The sequence below is a fragment of the Saonia flava genome, from assembly GCF_011927795.1.
GTDB lineage: Bacteria > Bacteroidota > Bacteroidia > Flavobacteriales > Flavobacteriaceae > Saonia > Saonia flava.
Genome location: NZ_JAATJJ010000002.1, coordinates 410,269 through 432,557 on the forward strand (window position 1 = coordinate 410,269; position 22,289 = coordinate 432,557).

Here is a 22,289-nt window from a genome sequence, read left to right on the forward strand (position 1 = left end):
CACTCTACATATATGAGGCCCATGGTCTTTAGCCTATGGATATTCATTAATCTGAGCGCCCGTGTTACATTACAACTTAAAATAAAGGCCATGGCCTAGCCGCAATAAGATAATGGAAATACAAGAATTAACAATTTTTACAAATCAATTAGTTGGACAAAGGCAATTTTATTCTAAAGTTTTAGAATTAAACATACTAAATGAATCCAAAAATTTTGTTTTGTTCAATCTAGGGAGCTCTAACTTGAAATTAGTGAAAAGGAAAAAAATTACAACACCGTATCATTTTGCCTTTAACATTCCCGCCGGTAAAGAAAAAGATGCTTTGGAATGGTTAAAAAAAAGAGTAGAAATATTAAAAATTAATGGGAATGAAATTCAAGATTTTGACAGTTGGAATGCAAAGGCAGTATACTTCTATGATTTAGATAATAATATAGTTGAATTAATTGCCCGTAAAAATCTAAAGAATCAATCAACAGAAGAATTTGATCAAAAAAGCTTTTTAGAAATATCTGAAATAGGCATTCCTACAACTAATATTGAAAAAGAGTTTGATTTTTTAAACACCAAATTAGGTCTTTCTATTTATGACGGAGGATTTAATGACTTTTGTGCTATTGGAACAGAAACAGGACTTTTTATATTAATAAATAAAAATGTAAAAGGCTGGTATCCAATGAATTACAGGGCTTATTCTTCAGATTTTAAATTAAAAGTAATTATTAAAAAAGAAACATATGAAATAGAATATATAAACGAGCAAATTAAAACTGTATAACTAACAAGTCTTAAACCAGAAGGATTGTCTTATTTTCTTGAAACAAAAACATACATTAACTCTCTAAATTTAATTAGTAGCTTGGTAATAGCTTCCTTATAAAAATCCTGCGTCGACCAACAGATTCTCTATTCGGTCTGTATGTGTTAAATTAGTGCCATAAATTGAACAACAAGCACAATGTAAACCTAAATACTAATACTGAAATTATGCTAATTGATATTAATCCGAAATTACCCATGCGGAATAAAAATGTTACAAAAGATTTTTATATAAAGCAATTAGGTTTTCAAGAAATTGGTGATTATGAAGGCTATTTAATGGTTCAAAAACATAAAATAGAAATTCACTTTTTTGAATTTAAAGAACTTGACCCTAAAGAAAATTATGGGCAAGTATATATTAGAACCAATAATATTGCCAATTTTTACCAATTATTGTTAGATAATGAAACGAGTATCCATCCTAATGGAAAGTTAGAAACAAAACCATGGGGGCAAAAGGAATTTTCTATACTGGACCCAGACAATAATCTCTTGACATTTGGGCAAAGTATTTAGTAGTAAAGCGAACCGCCAGGAACGATTACAATTAATTGCTTGTATACACAACATACTAAAAATAAAGCCTTAAACAAGCATGGGCGCCAATGGGCTTTCTATTTAACTAGGTATTCACTAAATTTAAGTGTCCAAACACAAGTATCCCAACATAAATAATTTATGGACATTCATAGAAGTACAACATTCTAAAATAGTATGAAAAAGAGACAAACAAAACGAGTGTTTAAAATAATATTTATTATTGTAAGCATATCCTCTTTGTGGTTTGTGCCATGGATTTTGGTAAAGGCTTGGATTTTACCACTACCTGATACGGTTCAAGAACAGGTAAATGAAGCAATTGGCCATGGGTTTGATGGAATGATTGTTTATGTGGACCAAGCAGGAAAAGCACCAGCATTTTATACAGGTGGTTGGAAAGACCGAGAAAACAAAATACCAGCTAACCCAAAATCCCTATTCAAAATTGCCAGTATCAGTAAATTATATGTCGCAGTTTCTATTTCCAAATTAGTTAAAGCCAATCGTTTATCTCTAGATGAAACGCTCGCCGATTACTTTCCAGAACTTGTGGGTAGAATTGAAAATGCAGAAAAAATCACCCTGGGATTGATGGTGCAGCATAGGAGTGGTATTCCCAATTTCACAGACAATCCAGCTTATTGGGAAAATGAACAGGAAAATGGTAAAAAAGCCCTTGAATTTGCCATTGATCTACCGGCTAGTTTTAAACCTGATAAAGGCTACGAATATTCAAACACGAATTATTTGTTACTTCGCGAGATTATTGATAAGGTGGTGGGTTATAGCCATCAACAGTACATTAAGGAGGAAATTTTAATACCACTCGAACTAAAAAATACTTTTTTTTCGCTTAATGAAGTAAATATAGACGATGTTATGAGTGGCTATTATGTTGGTATTGAAGCTGATTTTAAGACAAATGAAAACGGAATGTTGGCTACAGCAGAAGATGTGGGCATATTCTTGAGAGCACTAAACGATGGTTCTGTATTTAATGATGGTGAACAGAAAATCTACTCCTCAATTTACAAATACGAACATGGAGGTTTGGTTCCAGGCTATCAAAGTCTTGCAGAGTACCACAAAGACATAGACACAGTTGTTGTTCAATTTGTGAATACAACCAATTTTGATGGATACGAATGGAATTTATCGGAAATAGTAATCAACCGTATTGTAAAGATATTGAGAAATGAAAAAAGCTCCTAACAAGAATTAAGAGAAAACTAACTACCCAACAACAGTTCTTTCCTTTTTGCTATCTTAGTCTAAAAGCAATCCCCTACGGCCAAACAGGTTAGTATAGCACACGCCAAAAGCTAACTTTAAATAAGATATAAATGCAAAATAATAAGGAAAAAGTCGTAAAAGCAAAACTGGCTCGAAACACCTTTATTTTTTTGTTGGGATTCCTTGGATTGGGAGCTATTGGAGGAGGAATAGTATTGATAATTTCCCCTAAAGGAGAGTTGATAGGAATACCTTTATCAGAATTTAAAAATATTCCATTTAATAGTTATCTAATACCCGGAATTATTTTATTCTCTGTTCTGGGGCTGGCTCCTTTATTATTGACAGGAGCACTACTAAAAAAACCAGAATCCAAACTAGCCGAGCAATTCAATGTATTTAATGATATGCACTGGTCATGGACATACAGTATTTATATTGCTTTTACGCTAATTGGATGGATATATATAGAAGTAATATTTCTTCAATCATCCGTACATTGGTTACAAACATTTTATATGTTTTATGCTATTGTCATGATTATTGTTGCCTTACTACCGCAAGTAAGAAATATGTATAAAAAGTAAGTTGCTTTTAATGAAGACTAAACACTTTGTACCATTACATAGGAAAAATGACAGATAAAGACATACGAATTACCTCCAAACAAATGCAGGATACGCTTTATAAGCTATTTGTTAAATATAAGTTTACCAAAGAGAGAGCCAAAATTATGGCCAATGTACATACGGAAAGCACTTTGGTCGGTGTAAGTTCCCATGGAATAAACCGGGTTCCCCTGTTTATTGACTATGTACAAAAAGGAATAATCAAAATTGATGCGGAAGCCGAAAAGGTGGAAACTTTTGGTAGTATAGAGCGATGGGACGGTAATTTTGGTCCTGGCGTTATCAATGCAACAAAATGTACAGATAGAGCAATAGAATTGGCAAAGGAACATGGAATGGGAATGGTTGCCCTACGCAATACCAATCACTGGATGAGAGGTGGCACATACGGCAGACAGGCCGCAGATGCCAATTGCATTTCAATCATTTTCACAAATACCCAGCCAAATATGCCGCCTTGGGGTGGTAAATATAGCAGAATTGGCAACAATCCTCTTGTTGTATCCATACCAAGGAAGCAAGGCCATATTGTTTTGGACATGTCGATTTCACAATTTGCATTTGGAAAAATAAACGATTATAAATTAAGGGGTGAAAAACTTCCTTACTTTGGAGGGTGGGATGATAACCATGAACTTTCCAATGATCCTGAAAAAATTTTAAAAAAAGAACGGGGATTACCCATTGGTTATTGGAAAGGCTCAGCTCTTTCTATGGTTTTAGATATGTTGGCAACTTTATTGTCGGCCGGGGACTCTACCTATAAAATAAGTTTAAACGAACTAGAAACAGGAATTTCCCAAGTTTACCTTTGTATTTTTCCTGAAGTTTTTAACGATAAAAATTTACAGCAAAAACTCATCAATGAAATTATAGACTATACCCATGATGTAGAGCCCATGCATCCCGGAGATAAAACGTATTATCCTGGAGAGCAAAGTTCAAAGACCAGAACCAGGAATCTTAAAAAGGGAATTCCTGTTAACCATAATATTTGGCAAAAAATAGTGTTGCTATTGGAATAAAATTCATTGATATCATATCGGTCTATAAGAAACTATGAAAACAATTATCCCAACACAATGTTTCTTTGTTGCCATGCTTGGCTTTTGCCAGATATTCCTAAAATTAATTAGCCCCCATCATAAGGAATTCGCAATAATCTCTCCGTTGGAAAAAAGAAAAAGACCCAATTGGAAATGCAATTAGGCCCATATCACTGATAGAATGAAAAATATATACAATTCCTTAAGAAATTAATATATTCATAATACATAGTTTTACAGCAAGAAGGTCAGGGGAAGGTTCTCAAAATGTAGTATAACCCAGCCATTATAAGACAAAATAAGCTAAATGAAAGATGCCTTAGATAAATTTTCAAAACAATCAACTACTTATAAAAAGTTTCGGCCCACATACCCCACTGACCTATTCAACTTTTTATACTCTAAATGTCCAAACAAAAATATTGCCTGGGATTGCGGAACGGGTAATGGACAAGTAGCTCTTATTCTTTCAAAATCATTCGAAAAAGTACTGGCAACTGATATTAGTGAAAAGCAAATACAAAATGCAGAGCAAAAGGAAAATATATTTTATTTTCTAGAAAGGGCTGAAAAAACTTCCATTTTAAGCAATAGTATTGACCTAATAACTGTTGCCCAAGCCATTCATTGGTTTGACCTTGCTGCATTCAATAAAGAAGCCAAAAGAGTATTGAAGCCCAATGGAGTAATTGCCATTTGGGGATATGGATTGCTAAGGGTTAATCCTAAGATTAATGAAATAATTGACAGCTTTTACATAAACGAAATTGGAAAATATTGGAATGAAGAACGCAAACATGTAGACAACGGTTATAGCTCTATACTATTTGATTTTAATGAAATTAAAATACCAGAAAAGTTCCAAATTCAAACAAATTGGAATCTAGAACAGCTAGAAGGATATTTTAACTCTTGGTCCAGCGTTCAAAATTACATTGAGCAAAGAGGGATTAATCCTGTTGATGAGCTAATAAAGAAAATATCATTTGAATGGAAATCAGAAATACAACAAGTTAATTTTCCAATATTTATAAGGGTTGGAAACAACAAAAATTAAATAAACAACAAACCTTGTAGTTCATTATTCTATGCAACATATGCACTAGACACCCTTCTACACTTTTGTAACAGACAACTATTCTAAACTAATCATTAAGCACAAAAAATACTTTCTTAACCAAGGGGCATAGAAAAATTATTTTGCAACATTCACGGCCCTTGTTTCACGTATTACTGTCACCTTTACCTGTCCTGGATATGTCATATCGGTTTGTATCTTCTGAGAGATTTCAAATGATAGTTGTGCAGCTTTTTCATCGTTTACCTTTTCACTCTCAACAATGACCCTTAGCTCCCTTCCTGCTTGTATCGCATAAGCTTTCTGTACACCACTAAAACCAAAGGCTATGTCTTCTAAATCTTTTAATCGCTGTATATAAGAATCCAACACCTGTCTCCTTGCACCTGGTCTGGCCCCACTTATGGCATCGCAAACTTGTACTATTGGGGAAATAAGTGTTTTCATTTCTATTTCATCATGGTGGGCTCCAATAGCATTACAAACATCTGGTTTCTCCCCATATTTCTCAGCCCATTGCATTCCCAATATAGCATGCGGGGTTTCTACTTCGGACTCCGTATTAGGAACTTTACCAATGTCATGTAAAAGTCCGGCTCGCTTGGCTACTTTTGAATTTAATCCTAATTCTGAAGCCATAACACCACAAAGCTTGGCCACTTCCCTTGAATGCTGCAAAAGGTTCTGCCCATAGGAAGACCTATATTTCATCCTACCTACAGCTCTAATCAGTTCCGGATGCAGTCCATGAATGCCCAAATCTATTACGGTACGTTTACCTACCTCAACAATTTCTTGTTCTATTTGCTTCTCTGTCTTCTTTACAATCTCTTCTATACGTGCGGGGTGTATTCTGCCATCGGTCACTAATTTATGAAGTGATAATCTTGCCACTTCTCTACGAACCGAATCAAAACAGGAAAGAATAATGGCTTCTGGGGTATCATCAACAATAATCTCCACGCCAGTGGCAGATTCCAAAGCTCGGATATTTCTACCTTCCCTCCCTATAATTCTTCCTTTAACATCATCCGATTCCAAATTAAAAACAGAAACACAGTTCTCAACAGCCTCTTCTGTTCCTATTCTCTGTATAGTCTGCACAACAATTTTTCTGGCATCTTGCTCTGCTGTCAACTTAGCTTCTTCCATCATGGATTGAGCATAGGCCATAGCGTCCGATTTTGCCGTTTCTTTTAACGATTCCAATAATTGACCCTTCGCTTCCTCAGCGGACAAACCAGATATAACCTCTAATTGTTGCACTTGGCTTTTATGGAGCTTTTCTAATTCCGCCTGTTTTTTCTCATAGAATTCACTCTTATGATTAACATCCTTTATTTTACTCTCTAATTGATCGTTCAACTTTTTACTTTTGGAAAGTTCATTGCTTACTTGGGATTCCTTGTCTCGAATACGTTTTTCCGCCTCTCCAATTTTTTTATCCTTATTGATGATTACCTTTTCGTGTTCTGCCTTTAATTCCAGGAATTTCTCCTTTGCCTGGAATATTTTATCCTTTTTAATGCTTTCTCCCTCTATACCTGCGCTTTTTAAAATTGTGGCAGCCTCTTTCTTTGCACTGGAAATAGTTTTGGAAGCTTTGCCCTTCTCCATAAATTTTGCAATGGCAAATCCTATTGCTAAACCAACAAGAGCGGCAATGATTATAATTGTATTAGTGTCCATAGTTATTTTGAATTATATGTATAAAAAAAGCCCACATTGGCGGAAGTTTTGTACAAACTCCAATAAACAGGTTTAGGGCTAACAGATTGCTCAAGGATCCTTTACAAGAAGGCATGCTTTTACAACCTAAACTCACCCTTTTTAAACAAATTAGCGTTGAGTTTGTCAAAAATTAATTACCAATGTGGGCAGTAACTTTATTTTATTTATAAGAACTTACTTTATTCCAAGCTTAGTATTAACTAAATTATCCAATGCCTTTAAGCGTTCTGTGACCTCCTTGGTGTTTTCCATTTGGTCTATTCCTTTTTGCTCAATTTTAGAGGCAAACTGCAGTGCGCACATGGCCAACACGTCCTGTTTGTCCCTAACGGCATAATTTTGTTCAAATTTCTTGGCCAACTGTTCTATATTCTTTGCAGCCTTTCGTAACCCTTCTTCCTGACTAGGGTCAATGGTCAAAGGATATACCCTATCTGCAATGGAAAGCTTAATTTTCAGCTTTTCTGCCATATTATTTTTGAACATTTATTCAGCTAGTTGGGCAATACAATGATCCAACTCCCTGATTAAGGTATTTATTTTATGCTTAGCTTCTGTTTTGTTTGTATTACTACCCAGCATTGAGCTTGCCAATTTAAGTGAATTGTACTTTTCTTCCCATTCGCTTATGGAACTTGTAGTTGATTTATGCTCATTTTTTACTGAGACCAATTCTTCTTCCAATTTTCTATTAGCCTGGTTAAGCAACTCTAATTTGTGCAATAACTTACTAACTTTATTCTCTAAAGAATCAACAATATCAACTAAATCACTCATTTACAAACTGCAATGCGTTTTACACAAAGTTAACATACATCTAACTACTTAGCAATAGTTTTTTCAATTATTCTTTAAGTATAACTTTAAGCCTTTGGGAACACCCTGTAGTTCTTGCACATGCCCATTTTAAGAAATATTGGTTTTTATCATTTGAATAGGTTTAATTACTTTCGTATCAACTTATTTAAAATTATGAGACACTATCTTTTAGCATTCCTTCTCACATTTTCTATAGGCACCCAAGCCCAAAAAACTTATCCTCAAGATGTTTTTAGATCACCTTTGGATATTCAGTTAATATTGGCGGGCACCTTTGGAGAGTTGCGTTCCAACCATTTTCATTCTGGAATAGATATTAAAACGCAACAACGTCAAGGCCTACCCATTTATGCCATTGAAAATGGTACCGTTACTAGAATTAAAATTTCTCTTTGGGGATACGGTAAAGCATTATATGTTGCTCACCCTAATGGATACACCTCTGTATACGGTCACTTGCAAAAATTCTCTCCCGAGATTGAAGAATATATTAGAAAAGTACAATATGATAAAAAATCATATGAGGTAGAAGTTTTTCCAGATTATGGAGAACTAAAGGTTGAAAAAGGGAAAATAATGGCCTATACAGGTAATACTGGAGGTTCCTCAGGACCACATCTTCATTTTGAAATACGAAGTAGTATTACTGAAAAACCTACGAATCCCCTCCTCTATGGTCTGGAAGTTAGGGATGCCACGAACCCAACCCTCCTAGGCCTTTTTGGATATCCCCTTTCCGATGATGCACAACTGAATCAAAGTAAAGAAAAGATTCAATTGAATTTCAGCAAGCAAGCAGATGGCTCCTTTTTGGCCGACAAAGTAAATGCTATTGGAACTATAGGTTTTGGTTTTAATGCCTTTGACAGACAAGACTTGGCCGCTAACAAAAATGGAGTTTATGCCGTACAACAGTTGGTCAATGGAAAAGTATATACAGATTATGATTTTGAAACTTTTTCTTTTACGGAAACACGGTACATAAACACTTTTATTGATTATGCCCATTTTGGAAAATATAGACAACGAATACAAAAATGCTTTAGAACTTCTGGTAACAACTTAAGCATATATAATACGTTGCAAAACGATGGAAAAATAAACATAAAAAATGGTCTTAGTTATACCATAGAATTGTTGATTACCGATATTGAAGGAAATACGACAAAGGTTAGAATTCCCATAGAAGGCAAGCATCAGGAAACAAAAATAAATAAAGAAACAAACAAGACGAACACCTATTTAATTGCTAAAAAACCTAATTCCTATGACCTTGGCAATGCCCAAGTATATTTCCCAGCCAATACATTTTATGAGGATTTTTATATGGATTTAAAAAAGGGAACGGATACGGTAACCATTCATAACAACGAAGTGCCCGCCCATCGTAACTTCACCATTACTTTTGATGCTTCCAAATATCCCGAAGAGGAAAGAAAACAACTCTTTATTGCTAGATTGGACAGTAAAATGAAGCCCAATTATGTATCGACTTATAAAAGAGGAACAACATTTACCACCCGTACCAGAAATTTGGGGACCTATACCTTGGCAAAAGATTCCATAGTCCCTGAAATTAGACCTAAAAACTTCAAGGAAAAACAATGGTTGAACAATTATAGATATTTGGCAGTACATATTTCTGATGACCTAAGTGGTGTGGATACATATTCTGCCACCCTAAACGGTGAGTGGATTTTAATGGAATATGAACCCAAGACCAATACCCTTACCTATAATTTTGATGACATAATTCTGGATAAGAAACAATGTACCCTAAAAGTTGTCGTTAAAGATAATGTGGGTAATTCCAGTACCTTTACCAGTATGTTTTTCAGAAAGTAAACCATTGAAGTGTCTTAAAAATTTTTTAACAATATCCTTTTTTTGTTTTTTCGGTATTAGTTTTGCCCAAACGGCAACCATTACCGGAGTGGTTTTTAATGAAAACAACGAACCTCTTGCCAATGTAAATATTACTGCCCCTACAAATGGAACTTCTACAGATGCAAATGGTTATTATAATTTGCAAATAGTATCGGACACCCAAAGCTCTTTGACCTTTTCACACCTTGGACATGAAAAGATTATTCTCGAGAACCTCATCCTAAATAACAATGAAACCTTTGAATTTAATCCCGTAATGAAAACAGATGCGGTTCAAATTGATGGGGTTGTAGTTACCCCAGAGGGAAATAAAAGTGTAGAGGGCATTACCAATATATCGCCTCAATTAGTGAGACAGATTCCAGGGGCCAATGCGGGGATAGAAAATATTCTTAAACTATTGCCCGGAGTGTCCTCCAATAATGAACTGAGCACCCAATATGCCGTTCGTGGAGGGAACTATGATGAGAATTTGGTCTATGTAAATGAAATTGAAGTCTACCGCCCCTTTTTAATACGTTCTGGACAGCAAGAAGGGTTAGGTTTTGTAAATAGTAATATGGTTCAGGATTTGGCTTTTTCTTCTGGTGGTTTTCAAGCAAAATATGGGGACAAATTATCTTCTGTATTGGATATCACCTACAAAAACCCCAACTCCTTTGGTTTACAGATAGGAGCAAGTTTGTTGGGAGCCAATGCAACTTTGGAAACCATGGATAAAAACAAAAAGTTTTCCAGTATAACAGGGTTAAGGTATAGAAACAATGGTTTGTTGGTGAACAGTCAACAGACAAAATCTAATTTTAATCCAATCTTTGTAGATGCCCAAAATTTTATGACATACCGGTTTTCAACTAAATTCCATCTGAATTTTTTGGGGAATATTTCACTCAACCAATATCAAATAGAGCCTTTGACAAGACAAACCAATTTTGGGACTTTTAATGATCCAAAAGCTCTGTTGGTGTTTTATCAGGGAAGAGAAAACAACAAATTTAGTACCACCTTGGGTGCCCTAAAAGGCAATTATTATTTAAATGAACATACTACATTAAAACTTATTTCATCTATCTACCACACTACTGAAGAGGAATATTCTGATATTATTGCGCAATATGAACTGGGAGCGGTAAATACCGATTTAGGGAGTGAGGATTTGGGAGAGGTTACTTCATCAAGGGGTGTTGGTTCACAATTCACTAGAGCGCGGAATGATTTGGATGCCCTTATTTTCAACATTTCACATAAAGGGATTCACTCTAAAGAAAACAAAACTTTGGAATGGGGGGTAAAGTACACACATGAAGACATTCGAGATCAATTGAGGGAATCGGAGTTTATAGATTCCGCCGGATTTTCTATACGCCCCCCAAATCCCAATTTCATCAACAACCAGCCAGACGAACCTTTTGATGCTCCAATTGTTCCCTATGAAGGGGTACAATCACAAAACTTTATAAAAACCAATCGCCTTTCTGGTTACTTCCAATATGGTAGGCATACACTTTGGGAAGAACACAATATTTATTACAACATTGGTGTTCGGTCACAACATTGGACTGTTAGTGGTGAAAATGTCACCAAAACCTCCCACACGGTTTTTAGTCCACGGGGACAATTTTCCATAAAGCCAAACTGGGGAAAAGACATGCTTTTTAGGTTTTCCATGGGCATGTACCATCAACCTCCATTTTATAGAGAATTACGGGATATAAATGGTATTATACAACCCAGCGTAAAAGCTCAAAAATCAATTCACTTAGTCTTGGGAAATGAATACAGTTTTCTTCTATGGGATAGACCCTTTAAACTAATAAGCGAGGTTTATTACAAGAAATTAAACAATGTAAACCCTTATACATTGGAAGATGTTCGTATAAGGTACACTGCGAATAATAATGCAAAAGCTTATGTTCATGGAGCAGAAATGAGGTTGAACGGTGCTTTTGTTCCCGGGACAGAATCTTGGGTAAGTCTTGGGTTTTTAAAAACAGAAGAAAACATAGATCACAGAGGCTATATTTCCAGGCCAACCGATCAACGTTTAAAATTTGGAGTGCTCTTTCAAGATTATGTTCCCAATATCCCTAATTTAAAAATGTATTTAAACCTAGTCTATAATACAGGTTTGCCAGGAGGTTCCCCCAGTTATGCAGACCCTTACATTTTTCAATCCAGATTAAGGGATTATAGAAGGGCAGATTTGGGAATTTCCCATATTTTTGTAAATGAAAAGGATACCTATCCAGAAAACCACTGGCTGTATCGATTTAAGGAACTGAGTATTGGTGCTGAGATTTTTAATCTATTCAATAACCAAAATTCCATAACCAATACTTGGGTAAGGGACGTGGAAAGCAAACAACAATTTGCTATACCCAATTTTATGACAACTCGTGTTTTGAACTTAAAACTGAACATGAGATTTTAGAAATATTATATGAAAAAAATTATTTTTCTGCTTTTTATTTTATGCACTTTGGGCAGCCAAGCCCAAAAAGGAATTTATGAAAGCGGACGCTTTGATGATTTAAGCAAAGACCACAAGGTTTTGGCCATCCTTCCATTTCTCGCCAATTTAGATTTAAAAGAAAATCTTTCCAGAAAAGAGTTAAAAGAATTGGAGGAAAGAGAAGGATATGCTGTACAGAATGCACTGGAAACCTACTTTTCCAGAAGAAAAAAAAGAAAAAAATTTTCTGTGGAGTTTCAAAACATTGAAAATACCAATGCCATTCTTGCAAAGAATAACATAAATTACGAAAACTTGGATATTTACACCATTAAAGAACTAACCAAAATTTTGGGTGTTGATGGTATTATCAGTGGTAATTTAAATCTTAATATCTTGCTTTCCGAAGGCATCAATACAGATATGAATATTGTGGATTATATTCTGGGTGCTTCCAATTATGGCAGAATCGGCATAAAAATTAGCGATGGGTCCACAGGAAAATTATTATGGAAGTACGAAAAGGAAATCAATAAAAAATCTGGTAAGAATACAATCAATCTAATTGATGGCATGATGAAAAAAGCCACTAAAAAATTTCCATACGATCGAGAAAAACCTCGGGATAGAAAGAAAAATTAATCCTGGGCATATTCCTTTAAAACTCCCACCACATAGTCCAATTCTTCTTTGGTATTGTATTTGGAAAAAGAAAAACGTACGGAGGGCCTTTTTAGCTCTTCTTCAGATAAAATTTCGGTAAGCACATGCGAACCTTTATCACTTCCAGATTGGCAGGCGCTACCCCTTGAGCAAGCAATTCCCTTAATATCCAAATGAAAGAGAAGCATTAAGGATTTCTCTGGACTGTAAGGCAAACAAACATTCACCAAAGAATAGGTGCTCTTTTCCATATCACCAGAATACCCATTAAACTTAGCGGAGGGTAATTCTGTTTTTACTTCTTCAATAAAATATTTTTTTAATCCTTCCACATAGGCTTTTTCCTTTTCTAAATTGTCATAAGCAGAAACAAATGCTTCTTCCAAACCAATTATATTGTGACAAGCCTCTGTACCAGCCCTAAATCCACGCTCCTGTGCCCCACCATATATTAAGGGCCTTAACCCACTATTTCTTTTAATATAGGCAAAACCTACGCCCTTGGGGCCGTGAAACTTATGTGCCGCCGCAGTAAGAAAATCAATTGGAACTGCCTGCACATCCCATGGATAATGCCCTACGGACTGCACAGTGTCCGAATGAAAAAGAACATCATTTTCCCTACAAAGATTCCCAATAGATACAATATCAATTTTGTTACCTATTTCATTGTTCACATGCATCAGGCTTACCAATTTTTTGGTAGCATCTTGTTTCAATAACTCCTCTATATGGGAAAGTTTTGGATTTCCAAACTCATCCAAATCAACAAAATGCAATTTTATGCCATACTCCTGTAAGAGTTCTTCTGCCGTGTGCAATACGGCATGATGCTCTATTTTTGAAGTTATAATGGTAGTTACCCCCAAATCTCGAACAGCTCCCCTTAGTATCATATTATCTGCCTCGGTACCCCCGGAGGTGAAAATAATTTCAGAAGGGTGAGCATTTAAGTACTTTGCAATGGTTTTCCTAGCTTTTTCAATTGCGGTCTTGGTAGACCTTCCAAAACTGTGTGTAGAAGAGGGGTTCCCATAGAAATTAGCCAGAGAGTCTTGCATTTTCTCAAGAACCTCTGCCCTAATTTGGGTAGTTGCCGCATTGTCCAAATAGACTTTTTTCATTACAAAGGATTCACTATTAAACTTGTCAAAATTACTTTAAATAAAGTTAATTTCTCCCTAAATGAAATGAAACCTCTAGGAATATCCCCTTTATTTACTTTAAATTTGAAACATGAAACAATTTCTTTTTTTCTGCCTTCTTACCTCATTAATTTCATGTGATGATGGTGACCTACAAATAGAGGTTTTGGATTTTGACGATAGTACCATTCAACAGTGCGAAAGTAATGTTACCACTGCTACCCGTATTTTTTTTAAAATAAATGACGATGAGGCGCTTATATTGAACCTACAAAATGGGCTTCTTAAAAATGAAGTTTCTGACGGCGTAATAACCAGTGCGGTTCCTGGACAATCAAAAATCACTTATCGCATTTTTTCTGACAATGTGAGTAAAAATTATTTTTGCGATGCTATTCCTCTTGCAGAACCAACAGTAACAGATGAAATTGAAGCCGAAGATGGAGAAGTAAGAATTACTTCTGTCTTAGACGAAGATGGTATTTCTTTTAAACATAAGATTGAGCTTAGTGGTATTTCATTGGTAACGGAAAATGGTGACCGAATAACAGATTTAAGGATCAGTGATTTTGGTGAGGTTATCACCAAGCCCTAATTATAGATTTTGATAAATATAAACCTCTGTTGCTCCCATACCATATTTTTGGTAATCAGCATCGTAGTATTTTACATTATCATACCTCTTAAAAAGATAATAAAGCTCTTCTTTTAAAATTCCCTCTCCTACTCCATGAATGAACACTACCTTTTGAATTCTTTTGCGAATGGCAAAATCCAGTTGTCGTTTGGCAGTTTCTAATTGCAGGTTTAGCATTTCATGATTACTCATACCCTTTGTGAATTTTGCCAGTTGGTGAATATGTAAATCTACCTCCATTTTTGGGGCATTACGTTCCTTGGGCTTCACTACTTGCCGATTTGGTTTTTTATTTGATTCTTTCTCCTTTTTTATTTGGGCCACTTCAAAATTAGTAACCCTTATTTTTGTGCCAGACGACTTGCCTATTAATTCTTCAGGAGAAAAACTCATATGGAAACCATCATCTGTTTCCACTAAAATAGAGGCCCCATCAATCCCCATAACAATACCTTCAATGGTATCATCCAAAACTTCCACTCTTTCGCCAATTTTAAACTTATTCATCTTCTCCTTGTTCATTATCACTGTTTATAATGGACCATGCTTGGGAAGATTTATAAATGCCAAACATTAACAAAACAATTCCAACAGAAAATGCATATTCTTTTTGAACAAAGGCTTTTCCAAACCCTATAGTAATTGCTCCCAGTACTATGAGGATAAAATAAATGGCTCTTTTTGTTTTCATACACCCAAAAATAATAGTATTTTTCCGCTTATGAACATTGGTGTTTTAAAATTGCAGTTCTTGACCTTATGGGCGGTATCGGAGAACTATATGCTTCCCTGTCTAAATAAAAAATTATTTGGCATAGAATGTCCTGGCTGCGGTATACAACGTTCTTTTTCATTTTTATTACAAGGTGATTTTCTTGCTGCGTTTAAAATGTACCCTGCCATTTATACGCTTTTGATATTGCTTTCTTTTGCAGGGGTAAACCTTTTTTTGAAGTTTAAATACGATTTCAAAATAAAGGTGTTCTTACTTGTTTTAAACGTTGCAATAATTGCAATTAGTTATATTATTAAAATGAATAACCTAATCCACTAAAACTTTTAATTATGGAACAACAAAAATTACCTAACTCAACCTTAATCCTTGTCTTTGGAATTATCTCCATTGTAACATGTTGCTGTTATGGTATCATTGGACTAATATTTGGGGTCATTGCATTAATTCTTGCCCCAAAGGCATCCAAATTATATTTTGAAAACACTGAGTTATATACTGGGTACCAAAATGTGAAAACTGGGAAAATTTTGGCAATTATTGGAATTATATTAAATCTTTTATTTTTAGCTTATATGATATGGGCTGTTTCCTACTTTGGTTGGGATGCATTGCAAGACCCAGAGTTATTGAGAGAGAGAATGGAAGAATTTGGACAATAAAAACTAATCAATATAATAAATGAATCAACAACCATTACCGGGAGCCAGTACAGTTATGACCATGGGAATAATTTCCATTGTAGGCTCATTGATTTGCTGCGGGCCATTTGCTGCTATTTTTAGTATAATTGGACTGTCTAAGGCAAAAAGTGCAGAAAAAATGTATAATGAAAATCCAGAATCCTATTCTGGATTTGAAAGTGTTAAAACTGGAAAGATATTGTCCTATATTGGTTTAGGGCTCTCTCTAATAATGCTTGTATTAACAATTATATATTTTGGTGTAATTATAGCTATGATATCATCTGGTGAGTTTCAATAGCATTTAATTAATCCCAAAGGGTTATTATAATAAATAAAAGACCACCAATTAGGTGGTCTTTTATTTATTATAGTTGTCTCAACATACTATCAATTCGCAACCTCACTCATAAACTTTAACCGGTATAGCCTTAGTTCCTCTTCTTCATAATCACCATCAAACTCCTCAATCGCCGTTTCTATATCATCCGATTCTGCCTCTAAAAAATAATCATGGATTTCTTCTTGATGATCTTCGTCCATAATATCATCGACCCAGTAATCAATATTTAGTTTTGTACCACTAAACACTATTTGCTCCATGGCCTTTATCAATTCTTTCATTTCCATTCCCTTGGCCGAAGCAATATCACTCAAGGGCAATTTCCTATCTACATTTTGAATAATATATAATTTTAAGGCTGAATTGGCTCCTGTACTTTTGACCACCAGATCATCTGGTCTAATTATTTCATTTTCTTCCACATAAGAAGAAATCAACTCTATAAATGGCTTTCCGTATTTCTTTGCTTTTCCTTCACCCACACCATGAATATTAGTGAGTTCCTCCATGGAAATTGGATATTTAAGAGACATGTCCTCTATAGAAGGGTCCTGGAAGATTACAAATGGCGGCACTTCCAATTTAGTTGCCTGTTTTTTTCTTAGACTCTTAAGCAGTTTCAATAAATTCTCATCAGCCACACCACCACCCGCCTTGGCGGCACTTACTATGGCGTCATCATTTTCCTTATTGTATACATGATCCATTGTCATCATAAAAGATGAGGGGCTATCCAGAAACTTATCTCCATCTGGAGTAAGATGTAAAATCCCGTATTGTTCAATTTCCTTTCTAATTAAACCAGCGACCAAAACTTGTCGAATCAATGCCATCCAATAATTTTCTAACTTATCGGAACCCACGCCAAAGAACTCTTTTTCGTTTGTTTTATGGGAAGTTATTAGGGCGTTTAATGTACCTGTTAATGCTTTTACTATTTCTTTGGACTTAAATTTCTCATTAGTACCTTTAATAACAGTAAGCAGTTTTACTACATTCTCCTTGGCTTCCTCTTTTTCTTTTGGATTACGAGTATTGTCATCCATATCCGCACCTGCACCGTTAACCTCATCAAAGTCTTCCCCAAAATAATGAAGAATGAATTTTCTTCTGGACATGGAAGTTTCTGCATAGGCCACAATCTCCTGCAATAGGGCATTGCCTATTTCCTGTTCTGCCACAGGCTTACCAGACATAAATTTTTCAAGCTTTTCAATATCCTTATAAGAGTAAAATGCCAAACAATGCCCTTCGCCATCATCCCTACCGGCCCTACCCGTTTCTTGGTAATAACTTTCTATGCTTTTTGGAATATCATGATGGATTACAAAGCGGACATCTGGCTTATCGATTCCCATTCCAAAAGCTATGGTTGCCACTACCACATCTACATCCTCCATTAAAAACATATCCTGGTACTTCGACCGCGTCTTAGCATCAAAACCAGCATGGTAGGGAACAGCACTTACGCCATTAACCTGCAATACCTGGGCAAGCTCCTCTACTCTTTTTCTACTTAAACAGTAAATAATTCCAGACTTACCCTCATTCTGTTTTACAAAACGGATAATATCTCCATCTACATTTTGGGTTTTAGGGCGTACTTCATAAAAAAGATTGGGCCTGTTAAAAGAGGCCTTAAATACTTTTGCGCCCACAATTCCCAAATTTTTAATAATATCCTCTTGCACTTTGGGCGTTGCCGTAGCCGTAAGTCCTATGATTGGAATATTATTCCCCAAACGACCAATAATATCTTTTAGGTTTCTATATTCAGGTCTAAAATCATGGCCCCATTCGGATATACAATGTGCCTCATCTATTGCGACAAAAGATACTTTTACAGTTCGTAAAAACTCAATGTTCTCTTCTTTGGTCAAAGATTCGGGAGCCACATATAATAACTTTGTAATTCCCCTTGTAATGTCCTCTTTAACAGTTTTGACCTCGGTTTTTGTCAGTGACGAATTCAATACGTGGGCAACACCAAATTCTGAGGATACCCCTCGTAGTGCGTCTACCTGATTTTTCATTAAGGCTATTAATGGAGAAACCACAATGGCCGTTCCATCTTGCATCAAGGCCGGAAGTTGATAACAGAGTGACTTGCCTCCACCCGTTGGCATAATCACAAAAGTATTGTTCCCCTGAATAATATTCTGAATTACATCTTCCTGAAGTCCCTTGAATTTTGAAAAACCAAAAAACTTTTTCAGTGATGCATGTATATCAATTTTACTCAAACTAATATTTATTTTATTTTATAGTTCACATGGTTAGTGTGTGCCAAAATTTGACTTTATTAAGATAAGGCTTTTTCCTCATTTTAAAGAATAATCACAAAAATATAATTTACATAACTTAAAAAATACCCCATAAAATAAGTTTGTGTAATTTTGCTATCTTAAATATAATATATTCTTTTAGGAATTCAACCACATAATTAAAGGATTACTTTGAGCAATACCCAAGCTATACTTGACATAGCAAAGAAAACCATTGAAACCGAAGGAGAAGCTATCCATAACTTAACTTCCTTCCTAAATGATGGATTTGCTAATGCCGTAAATTGTATTCTAACGTCCAAAGGTAGGGTTATTGTATCTGGTGTGGGCAAAAGTGCCATTATAGCCTCAAAAATAGTAGCTACGCTAAATTCAACCGGAACACCAGCAATCTTTATGCACGCTGCCGATGCTATTCATGGAGATTTGGGAACCATACAAAAGAACGATGTTGTTATTTGCATCTCTAAGAGTGGAAATACCGCAGAAATAAAAGCACTGGTACCCCTTATTAAAAGAGGTGAAAATAAACTAATTGGAATGACCGGCAGTATGGATTCCTACCTTGCCAAACAGGCCGATTTTATTTTGAACACCCATGTAAAAAAAGAAGCCTGCCCCAACGGACTGGCGCCAACCACAAGTACCACAGCACAAATGGTAATGGGAGATGCTCTTGCCATTTGTCTTTTGGAATTAAAAGGTTTTGACAGTAACGATTTTGCACACTATCACCCTGGTGGTGCATTGGGCAAGAAATTATACTTAAGAGTACAGGATATTGCAACAAACAATATGAAACCTCAAGTAAAAAGTACAGCGCAGGTAAAAGAAGTAATTGTAGAAATTTCCGAGAAAATGCTTGGAGTAACTGCCGTTATCCAAGATGGGAAAATAGTGGGAGTTGTAACCGATGGTGACATTCGTAGAATGTTGAACAAATTTGATAACATAGGCGGGTTGACGGCCAAAGACATTATGAGCAGCAATCCTAAAACTATAGATGCGGATGTATTGGCCATAAAGGCACTGGAAATAATGCAAGAAAAGGGAATTACCCAATTGCTGGCAACTAAAAACAAAGAATATGTGGGTGTTGTACATATTCACAACTTAATAAATGAAGGTATTATATAATGGCTAGAAAAAAAGTTGAAAACCCCAATGAAATGTCTTTTTTAGACCATTTGGAAGAATTGAGATGGCACTTGATCAGATCAACATTGGCAGTGGTACTTATAGGATCTGTTGCATTTATGATGAAAACATTCATTTTTGACACCGTACTATTAGGCCCCTCATATATGAGTTTTCCAACCTATCAATTCTTTTGCAATATTGCAACATCTATTGGGTTTGACTCAGCTTTTTGTGCCGAGAAGCTTCCATTTGCAATCCAAAGTCGCCAAATGTCCGGACAATTTTCTATACATATATGGACATCCATTTGGGCAGGGTTCATTGTTGGGTTTCCCTATATTTTATGGGAATTGTGGAAATTTATAAGTCCTGGACTTCATGAGAAAGAACGCAAGAATTCCCGAGGCTTTATTTTAATAGCCTCCCTATTATTCTTTTCGGGAATTTTGTTTGGGTATTATGTAGTAGCTCCATTATCCATTAACTTTTTAGGAACTTACCAAGTAAGCGCATCCGTTTTAAATGAGTTTGATATAGATTCATACATTGGTACTTTAAAAACCTCTGTATTGGCCTGTGGAGTGTTGTTTGAACTACCTATCATCATCTTCTTTTTAACAAAAGTTGGGTTGGTAACCCCAGAAATTCTAAAGAAATATAGAAAAATAGCCTTGGTGGTTGTATTGATTTTGTCAGCAGTAATTACACCTCCAGATGTTGTAAGCCAAATTATTGTGGCCATACCTGTTCTTATACTGTACCAAATAAGTATTTATATTTCTAAAGTTGTATTAAAAAGAGAGGCAAAAAAGAACAACAAATTAAAAACCCGATAAGGTTAAATATTCTGTAATTCTTTTTTGATGAAAAATATATGGCTTAGCTTTGAAAGCCAACAGATAGTATGAAGCTTAGAGCAGACAACATAATGAAGGCCTATAGGGGGCGACAAGTAGTAAGAGGAATTTCTTTAGAGGTAAACCAAGGGGAAATTGTTGGGCTTTTGGGGCCCAATGGTGCAGGAAAAACTACTTCTTTTTACATGATTGTTGGGCTTGTTAAACCCAATGGTGGAAAAATTTTCTTGGACAATACAGAAATTACCAATTTTCCCATGTATAAAAGAGCACAACATGGGATTGGATATCTGGCTCAAGAAGCATCTGTTTTTAGAAAATTGAGCATTGAAAAAAATATTCTAAGTGTTTTACAATTGACCAAGCTAAGTAAAAAAGAGCAGGAAATGAAAATGGAATCTCTGATTGAAGAATTTGGTTTAGGTCATATTAGAAAAAACCGTGGAGATTTATTATCTGGTGGAGAACGTAGACGAACGGAGATTGCCCGTGCCTTGGCAACAGACCCGAATTTCATTTTATTGGATGAACCTTTTGCAGGTGTTGACCCCGTTGCCGTTGAAGATATTCAACGTATTGTGGCCCAACTAAAGGATAAGAATATCGGAATTCTTATAACGGACCATAACGTTCAAGAAACTTTGGCGATTACAGAACGCTCCTACTTAATGTTCGAAGGAGGCATCCTTAAGTCTGGTGTGCCAGAAGAATTGGCTGCAGATGAAATGGTGCGCAAAGTCTACTTGGGACAAAACTTTGAACTACGCAAAAAGAAATTGGACTTTTAGTCTTCTCCTATACTGGTAATCAAAGAACTCACTATATAAAAAGCTATAATAATAGGTATGGCCAAGAATTTCATAGTCCCAAGCAATACAATACTAATAATTATAAAAACATACCTAAGGGAATTGTCCTTAAAACTCCAATTCTTAAACTTAAGGGCAAAGAGTTTAATTTTAGAGTTGAGCAGATAACAACTCAAAAGTGTCAACCCAATTAAGAACCAGGGATTTAAAATAATGTTATTTAAATAATCATTATTATGGTAGAGTAATATTAAGGGTAAAGAAATAATCAGCAAGGCATTGGCAGGAGTTGGTAATCCAATAAAAGAAGAAGCTTGGTTTTCATCAATATTAAACTTTGCCAATCTATAGCCCGATGCCATTGTAATTAAAAATCCAAAAAAAGCTAAAGGAGTAACTTCTATTCCCATCCAGTTCACAGCTCTATCAATACCCATATAATTCCATCCTCCATCAATTGACATATTCAATAACTGAAACATCACAATTCCAGGAACAAGTCCGCTCGTAATCATATCGGCCAGTGAATCCAATTGAAGGCCTAATTCGCTACGTGCATTCAAGGCACGTGCTGCCAACCCATCAAAAAAATCACAGAGAACTCCAAATGAGAAGAGCAGAGCTGCTAATTCTAGTTGGTTCAATACAGCAAATACGGCAGCAATACTGCCAAAAAAAATATTTAGTAAGGTGATAAAGTTGGGTATATGCTGTTTCATACAGTGGATTTTCCCAAAAATAACATAAATTTCTA

General features: G+C 35.4%; 24 protein-coding genes and 1 other RNA gene. 16 read left to right on the plus strand and 9 right to left on the minus strand.

Annotated elements, in window-relative coordinates:
• Positions 1–112 precede the first annotated feature (112 nt).
• The 6 genes from GGR42_RS13920 (at position 113) to GGR42_RS13945 (ending at position 5,330) form a co-directional block, all read left to right on the plus strand.
• Positions 113–781 (plus strand): VOC family protein, encoded by a 669-nt coding sequence (locus tag GGR42_RS13920; RefSeq protein ID WP_167965280.1) that lies wholly within the window; start codon positions 113–115, stop codon positions 779–781.
• Positions 782–990: 209 nt separating this feature from the next.
• Positions 991–1,341, plus strand: coding sequence for a bleomycin resistance protein (locus GGR42_RS13925; protein ID WP_167966396.1), 351 nt, complete (start codon positions 991–993; stop codon positions 1,339–1,341).
• A gap of 198 nt (positions 1,342–1,539) precedes the next feature.
• Complete coding sequence (locus GGR42_RS13930; protein WP_167965282.1) at positions 1,540–2,577, plus strand: serine hydrolase domain-containing protein; 1,038 nt, start codon at positions 1,540–1,542, stop codon at positions 2,575–2,577.
• Between the two features lie 131 nt (positions 2,578–2,708).
• Positions 2,709–3,185, plus strand: coding sequence for a hypothetical protein (locus tag GGR42_RS13935; protein WP_167965283.1), 477 nt, complete (start codon positions 2,709–2,711; stop codon positions 3,183–3,185).
• A 47-nt stretch (positions 3,186–3,232) separates the two neighbouring features.
• Positions 3,233–4,252 carry a 3-dehydro-L-gulonate 2-dehydrogenase gene (yiaK, locus tag GGR42_RS13940; protein WP_167965284.1) on the plus strand — a complete coding sequence of 340 codons (1,020 nt, stop codon included), beginning with the start codon at positions 3,233–3,235 and terminating at the stop codon, positions 4,250–4,252.
• 328 nt (positions 4,253–4,580) lie between these two features.
• The gene (locus tag GGR42_RS13945) at positions 4,581–5,330 is read left to right on the plus strand and encodes a class I SAM-dependent methyltransferase (RefSeq protein ID WP_167965285.1); all 750 of its coding nucleotides are present in this window, start codon (positions 4,581–4,583) and stop codon (positions 5,328–5,330) included.
• 138 nt (positions 5,331–5,468) lie between these two features.
• Here the strand turns inward: GGR42_RS13945 and rny are convergent, their stop codons facing one another.
• The 4 genes from rny to GGR42_RS13965 form a co-directional block, all read right to left on the minus strand.
• On the minus strand, positions 5,469–7,040 hold the full coding sequence (rny, locus tag GGR42_RS13950; protein WP_167965286.1) for a ribonuclease Y: 1,572 nt from the start codon (positions 7,038–7,040) through the stop codon (positions 5,469–5,471).
• 54 nt (positions 7,041–7,094) lie between these two features.
• A non-coding RNA gene (gene ssrS, locus GGR42_RS13955) (6S RNA) lies at positions 7,095–7,202 on the minus strand.
• Between the two features lie 54 nt (positions 7,203–7,256).
• The gene (locus GGR42_RS13960; RefSeq protein WP_167965287.1) at positions 7,257–7,553 is read right to left on the minus strand and encodes a cell division protein ZapA; all 297 of its coding nucleotides are present in this window, start codon (positions 7,551–7,553) and stop codon (positions 7,257–7,259) included.
• 15 nt (positions 7,554–7,568) lie between these two features.
• Positions 7,569–7,859 carry a hypothetical protein gene (locus tag GGR42_RS13965; RefSeq protein ID WP_167965288.1) on the minus strand — a complete coding sequence of 97 codons (291 nt, stop codon included), beginning with the start codon at positions 7,857–7,859 and terminating at the stop codon, positions 7,569–7,571.
• 195 nt (positions 7,860–8,054) lie between these two features.
• On the opposite strand from GGR42_RS13965, the gene GGR42_RS13970 reads away from it, so the two are divergent.
• From GGR42_RS13970 to GGR42_RS13980, 3 genes are read left to right on the plus strand one after another with little or no spacing between them, the layout of a single operon-like run.
• A complete protein-coding gene (locus tag GGR42_RS13970; protein WP_167965289.1) occupies positions 8,055–9,746 on the plus strand; it encodes a M23 family metallopeptidase in 1,692 nt (563 codons plus the stop codon).
• On the plus strand, positions 9,700–12,219 hold the full coding sequence (locus GGR42_RS13975; RefSeq protein ID WP_167965290.1) for a TonB-dependent receptor: 2,520 nt from the start codon (positions 9,700–9,702) through the stop codon (positions 12,217–12,219). Before GGR42_RS13970 ends, GGR42_RS13975 begins: the two co-directional genes overlap by 47 nt.
• Before the next feature lie 9 nt (positions 12,220–12,228).
• The gene (locus tag GGR42_RS13980) at positions 12,229–12,882 is read left to right on the plus strand and encodes a hypothetical protein (RefSeq protein WP_167965291.1); all 654 of its coding nucleotides are present in this window, start codon (positions 12,229–12,231) and stop codon (positions 12,880–12,882) included.
• Here the strand turns inward: GGR42_RS13980 and GGR42_RS13985 are convergent.
• Positions 12,879–14,027: a cysteine desulfurase family protein gene (locus GGR42_RS13985; protein WP_167965292.1), complete on the minus strand. Its 1,149-nt coding sequence runs from the start codon at positions 14,025–14,027 to the stop codon at positions 12,879–12,881. The genes GGR42_RS13980 and GGR42_RS13985 overlap by 4 nt on opposite strands.
• A gap of 112 nt (positions 14,028–14,139) precedes the next feature.
• On the opposite strand from GGR42_RS13985, the gene GGR42_RS13990 reads away from it, so the two are divergent.
• Positions 14,140–14,643 carry a hypothetical protein gene (locus GGR42_RS13990; RefSeq protein ID WP_167965293.1) on the plus strand — a complete coding sequence of 168 codons (504 nt, stop codon included), beginning with the start codon at positions 14,140–14,142 and terminating at the stop codon, positions 14,641–14,643.
• On the opposite strand, the gene GGR42_RS13995 is transcribed toward GGR42_RS13990, so the two are convergent.
• Entirely contained in the window at positions 14,644–15,192 is a 549-nt protein-coding gene (locus GGR42_RS13995; RefSeq protein WP_167966398.1) for a Smr/MutS family protein, read from the minus strand.
• Entirely contained in the window at positions 15,185–15,376 is a 192-nt protein-coding gene (locus tag GGR42_RS14000; protein ID WP_167965294.1) for a hypothetical protein, read from the minus strand. Before GGR42_RS14000 ends, GGR42_RS13995 begins: the two co-directional genes overlap by 8 nt.
• Before the next feature lie 90 nt (positions 15,377–15,466).
• On the opposite strand from GGR42_RS14000, the gene GGR42_RS14005 reads away from it, so the two are divergent.
• The 3 genes from GGR42_RS14005 to GGR42_RS14015 are packed head-to-tail and all read left to right on the plus strand — an operon-like array spanning position 15,467 to position 16,402.
• Positions 15,467–15,739: a DUF2752 domain-containing protein gene (locus GGR42_RS14005; protein ID WP_245201496.1), complete on the plus strand. Its 273-nt coding sequence runs from the start codon at positions 15,467–15,469 to the stop codon at positions 15,737–15,739.
• 11 nt (positions 15,740–15,750) lie between these two features.
• Complete coding sequence (locus GGR42_RS14010; protein ID WP_167965296.1) at positions 15,751–16,080, plus strand: CCC motif membrane protein; 330 nt, start codon at positions 15,751–15,753, stop codon at positions 16,078–16,080.
• 19 nt (positions 16,081–16,099) lie between these two features.
• Positions 16,100–16,402 carry a CCC motif membrane protein gene (locus tag GGR42_RS14015; RefSeq protein ID WP_167965297.1) on the plus strand — a complete coding sequence of 101 codons (303 nt, stop codon included), beginning with the start codon at positions 16,100–16,102 and terminating at the stop codon, positions 16,400–16,402.
• An 89-nt stretch (positions 16,403–16,491) separates the two neighbouring features.
• Here GGR42_RS14015 and GGR42_RS14020 read toward each other — a convergent pair whose 3' ends face one another.
• A complete protein-coding gene (locus tag GGR42_RS14020) occupies positions 16,492–18,693 on the minus strand; it encodes a RecQ family ATP-dependent DNA helicase (protein WP_167966400.1) in 2,202 nt (733 codons plus the stop codon).
• A gap of 207 nt (positions 18,694–18,900) precedes the next feature.
• Here GGR42_RS14020 and GGR42_RS14025 point away from each other — a divergent pair, with 207 nt between their 5' ends.
• From GGR42_RS14025 to lptB, 3 genes are all read left to right on the plus strand, one after another.
• Complete coding sequence (locus tag GGR42_RS14025) at positions 18,901–19,866, plus strand: KpsF/GutQ family sugar-phosphate isomerase (protein ID WP_167965298.1); 966 nt, start codon at positions 18,901–18,903, stop codon at positions 19,864–19,866.
• Complete coding sequence (gene tatC, locus GGR42_RS14030) at positions 19,866–20,705, plus strand: twin-arginine translocase subunit TatC (RefSeq protein ID WP_167965299.1); 840 nt, start codon at positions 19,866–19,868, stop codon at positions 20,703–20,705. The genes GGR42_RS14025 and tatC overlap by 1 nt, the downstream gene beginning before the upstream one ends.
• A 68-nt stretch (positions 20,706–20,773) precedes the next feature.
• A complete protein-coding gene (lptB, locus tag GGR42_RS14035; protein ID WP_167965300.1) occupies positions 20,774–21,514 on the plus strand; it encodes an LPS export ABC transporter ATP-binding protein in 741 nt (246 codons plus the stop codon).
• Here the strand turns inward: lptB and GGR42_RS14040 are convergent.
• The gene (locus GGR42_RS14040; RefSeq protein ID WP_167965301.1) at positions 21,511–22,254 is read right to left on the minus strand and encodes a CDP-alcohol phosphatidyltransferase family protein; all 744 of its coding nucleotides are present in this window, start codon (positions 22,252–22,254) and stop codon (positions 21,511–21,513) included. The two genes, lptB and GGR42_RS14040, sit on opposite strands and share 4 nt — an antisense overlap.
• Between the last annotated feature and the right edge of the window lie 35 nt (positions 22,255–22,289).

Excerpts from the sequence above, each read along its gene's own strand:
- rny (WP_167965286.1), bottom strand. The coding sequence starts at position 7,040 with ATGGACACTAATACAATTATAATCATTGCCGCTCTTGTTGGTTTAGCA.
- GGR42_RS13920 (WP_167965280.1), top strand. The coding sequence starts at position 113 with ATGGAAATACAAGAATTAACAATTTTTACAAATCAATTAGTTGGACAA.
- GGR42_RS14005 (WP_245201496.1), top strand. The coding sequence starts at position 15,467 with ATGCTTCCCTGTCTAAATAAAAAATTATTTGGCATAGAATGTCCTGGC.
- GGR42_RS14010 (WP_167965296.1), top strand. The coding sequence starts at position 15,751 with ATGGAACAACAAAAATTACCTAACTCAACCTTAATCCTTGTCTTTGGA.
- GGR42_RS13975 (WP_167965290.1), top strand. The coding sequence starts at position 9,700 with ATGTGGGTAATTCCAGTACCTTTACCAGTATGTTTTTCAGAAAGTAAA.
- GGR42_RS13945 (WP_167965285.1), top strand. The coding sequence starts at position 4,581 with ATGAAAGATGCCTTAGATAAATTTTCAAAACAATCAACTACTTATAAA.
- GGR42_RS13925 (WP_167966396.1), top strand. The coding sequence starts at position 991 with ATGCTAATTGATATTAATCCGAAATTACCCATGCGGAATAAAAATGTT.
- GGR42_RS14040 (WP_167965301.1), bottom strand. The coding sequence starts at position 22,254 with ATGAAACAGCATATACCCAACTTTATCACCTTACTAAATATTTTTTTT.
- GGR42_RS14015 (WP_167965297.1), top strand. The coding sequence starts at position 16,100 with ATGAATCAACAACCATTACCGGGAGCCAGTACAGTTATGACCATGGGA.
- lptB (WP_167965300.1), top strand. The coding sequence starts at position 20,774 with ATGAAGCTTAGAGCAGACAACATAATGAAGGCCTATAGGGGGCGACAA.
- yiaK (WP_167965284.1), top strand. The coding sequence starts at position 3,233 with ATGACAGATAAAGACATACGAATTACCTCCAAACAAATGCAGGATACG.
- tatC (WP_167965299.1), top strand. The coding sequence starts at position 19,866 with ATGGCTAGAAAAAAAGTTGAAAACCCCAATGAAATGTCTTTTTTAGAC.
- GGR42_RS13985 (WP_167965292.1), bottom strand. The coding sequence starts at position 14,027 with ATGAAAAAAGTCTATTTGGACAATGCGGCAACTACCCAAATTAGGGCA.
- GGR42_RS13990 (WP_167965293.1), top strand. The coding sequence starts at position 14,140 with ATGAAACAATTTCTTTTTTTCTGCCTTCTTACCTCATTAATTTCATGT.
- GGR42_RS13965 (WP_167965288.1), bottom strand. The coding sequence starts at position 7,859 with ATGAGTGATTTAGTTGATATTGTTGATTCTTTAGAGAATAAAGTTAGT.
- GGR42_RS14000 (WP_167965294.1), bottom strand. The coding sequence starts at position 15,376 with ATGAAAACAAAAAGAGCCATTTATTTTATCCTCATAGTACTGGGAGCA.
- GGR42_RS13995 (WP_167966398.1), bottom strand. The coding sequence starts at position 15,192 with ATGAATAAGTTTAAAATTGGCGAAAGAGTGGAAGTTTTGGATGATACC.
- GGR42_RS13935 (WP_167965283.1), top strand. The coding sequence starts at position 2,709 with ATGCAAAATAATAAGGAAAAAGTCGTAAAAGCAAAACTGGCTCGAAAC.
- GGR42_RS13930 (WP_167965282.1), top strand. The coding sequence starts at position 1,540 with ATGAAAAAGAGACAAACAAAACGAGTGTTTAAAATAATATTTATTATT.
- GGR42_RS13960 (WP_167965287.1), bottom strand. The coding sequence starts at position 7,553 with ATGGCAGAAAAGCTGAAAATTAAGCTTTCCATTGCAGATAGGGTATAT.
- GGR42_RS13970 (WP_167965289.1), top strand. The coding sequence starts at position 8,055 with ATGAGACACTATCTTTTAGCATTCCTTCTCACATTTTCTATAGGCACC.
- GGR42_RS13980 (WP_167965291.1), top strand. The coding sequence starts at position 12,229 with ATGAAAAAAATTATTTTTCTGCTTTTTATTTTATGCACTTTGGGCAGC.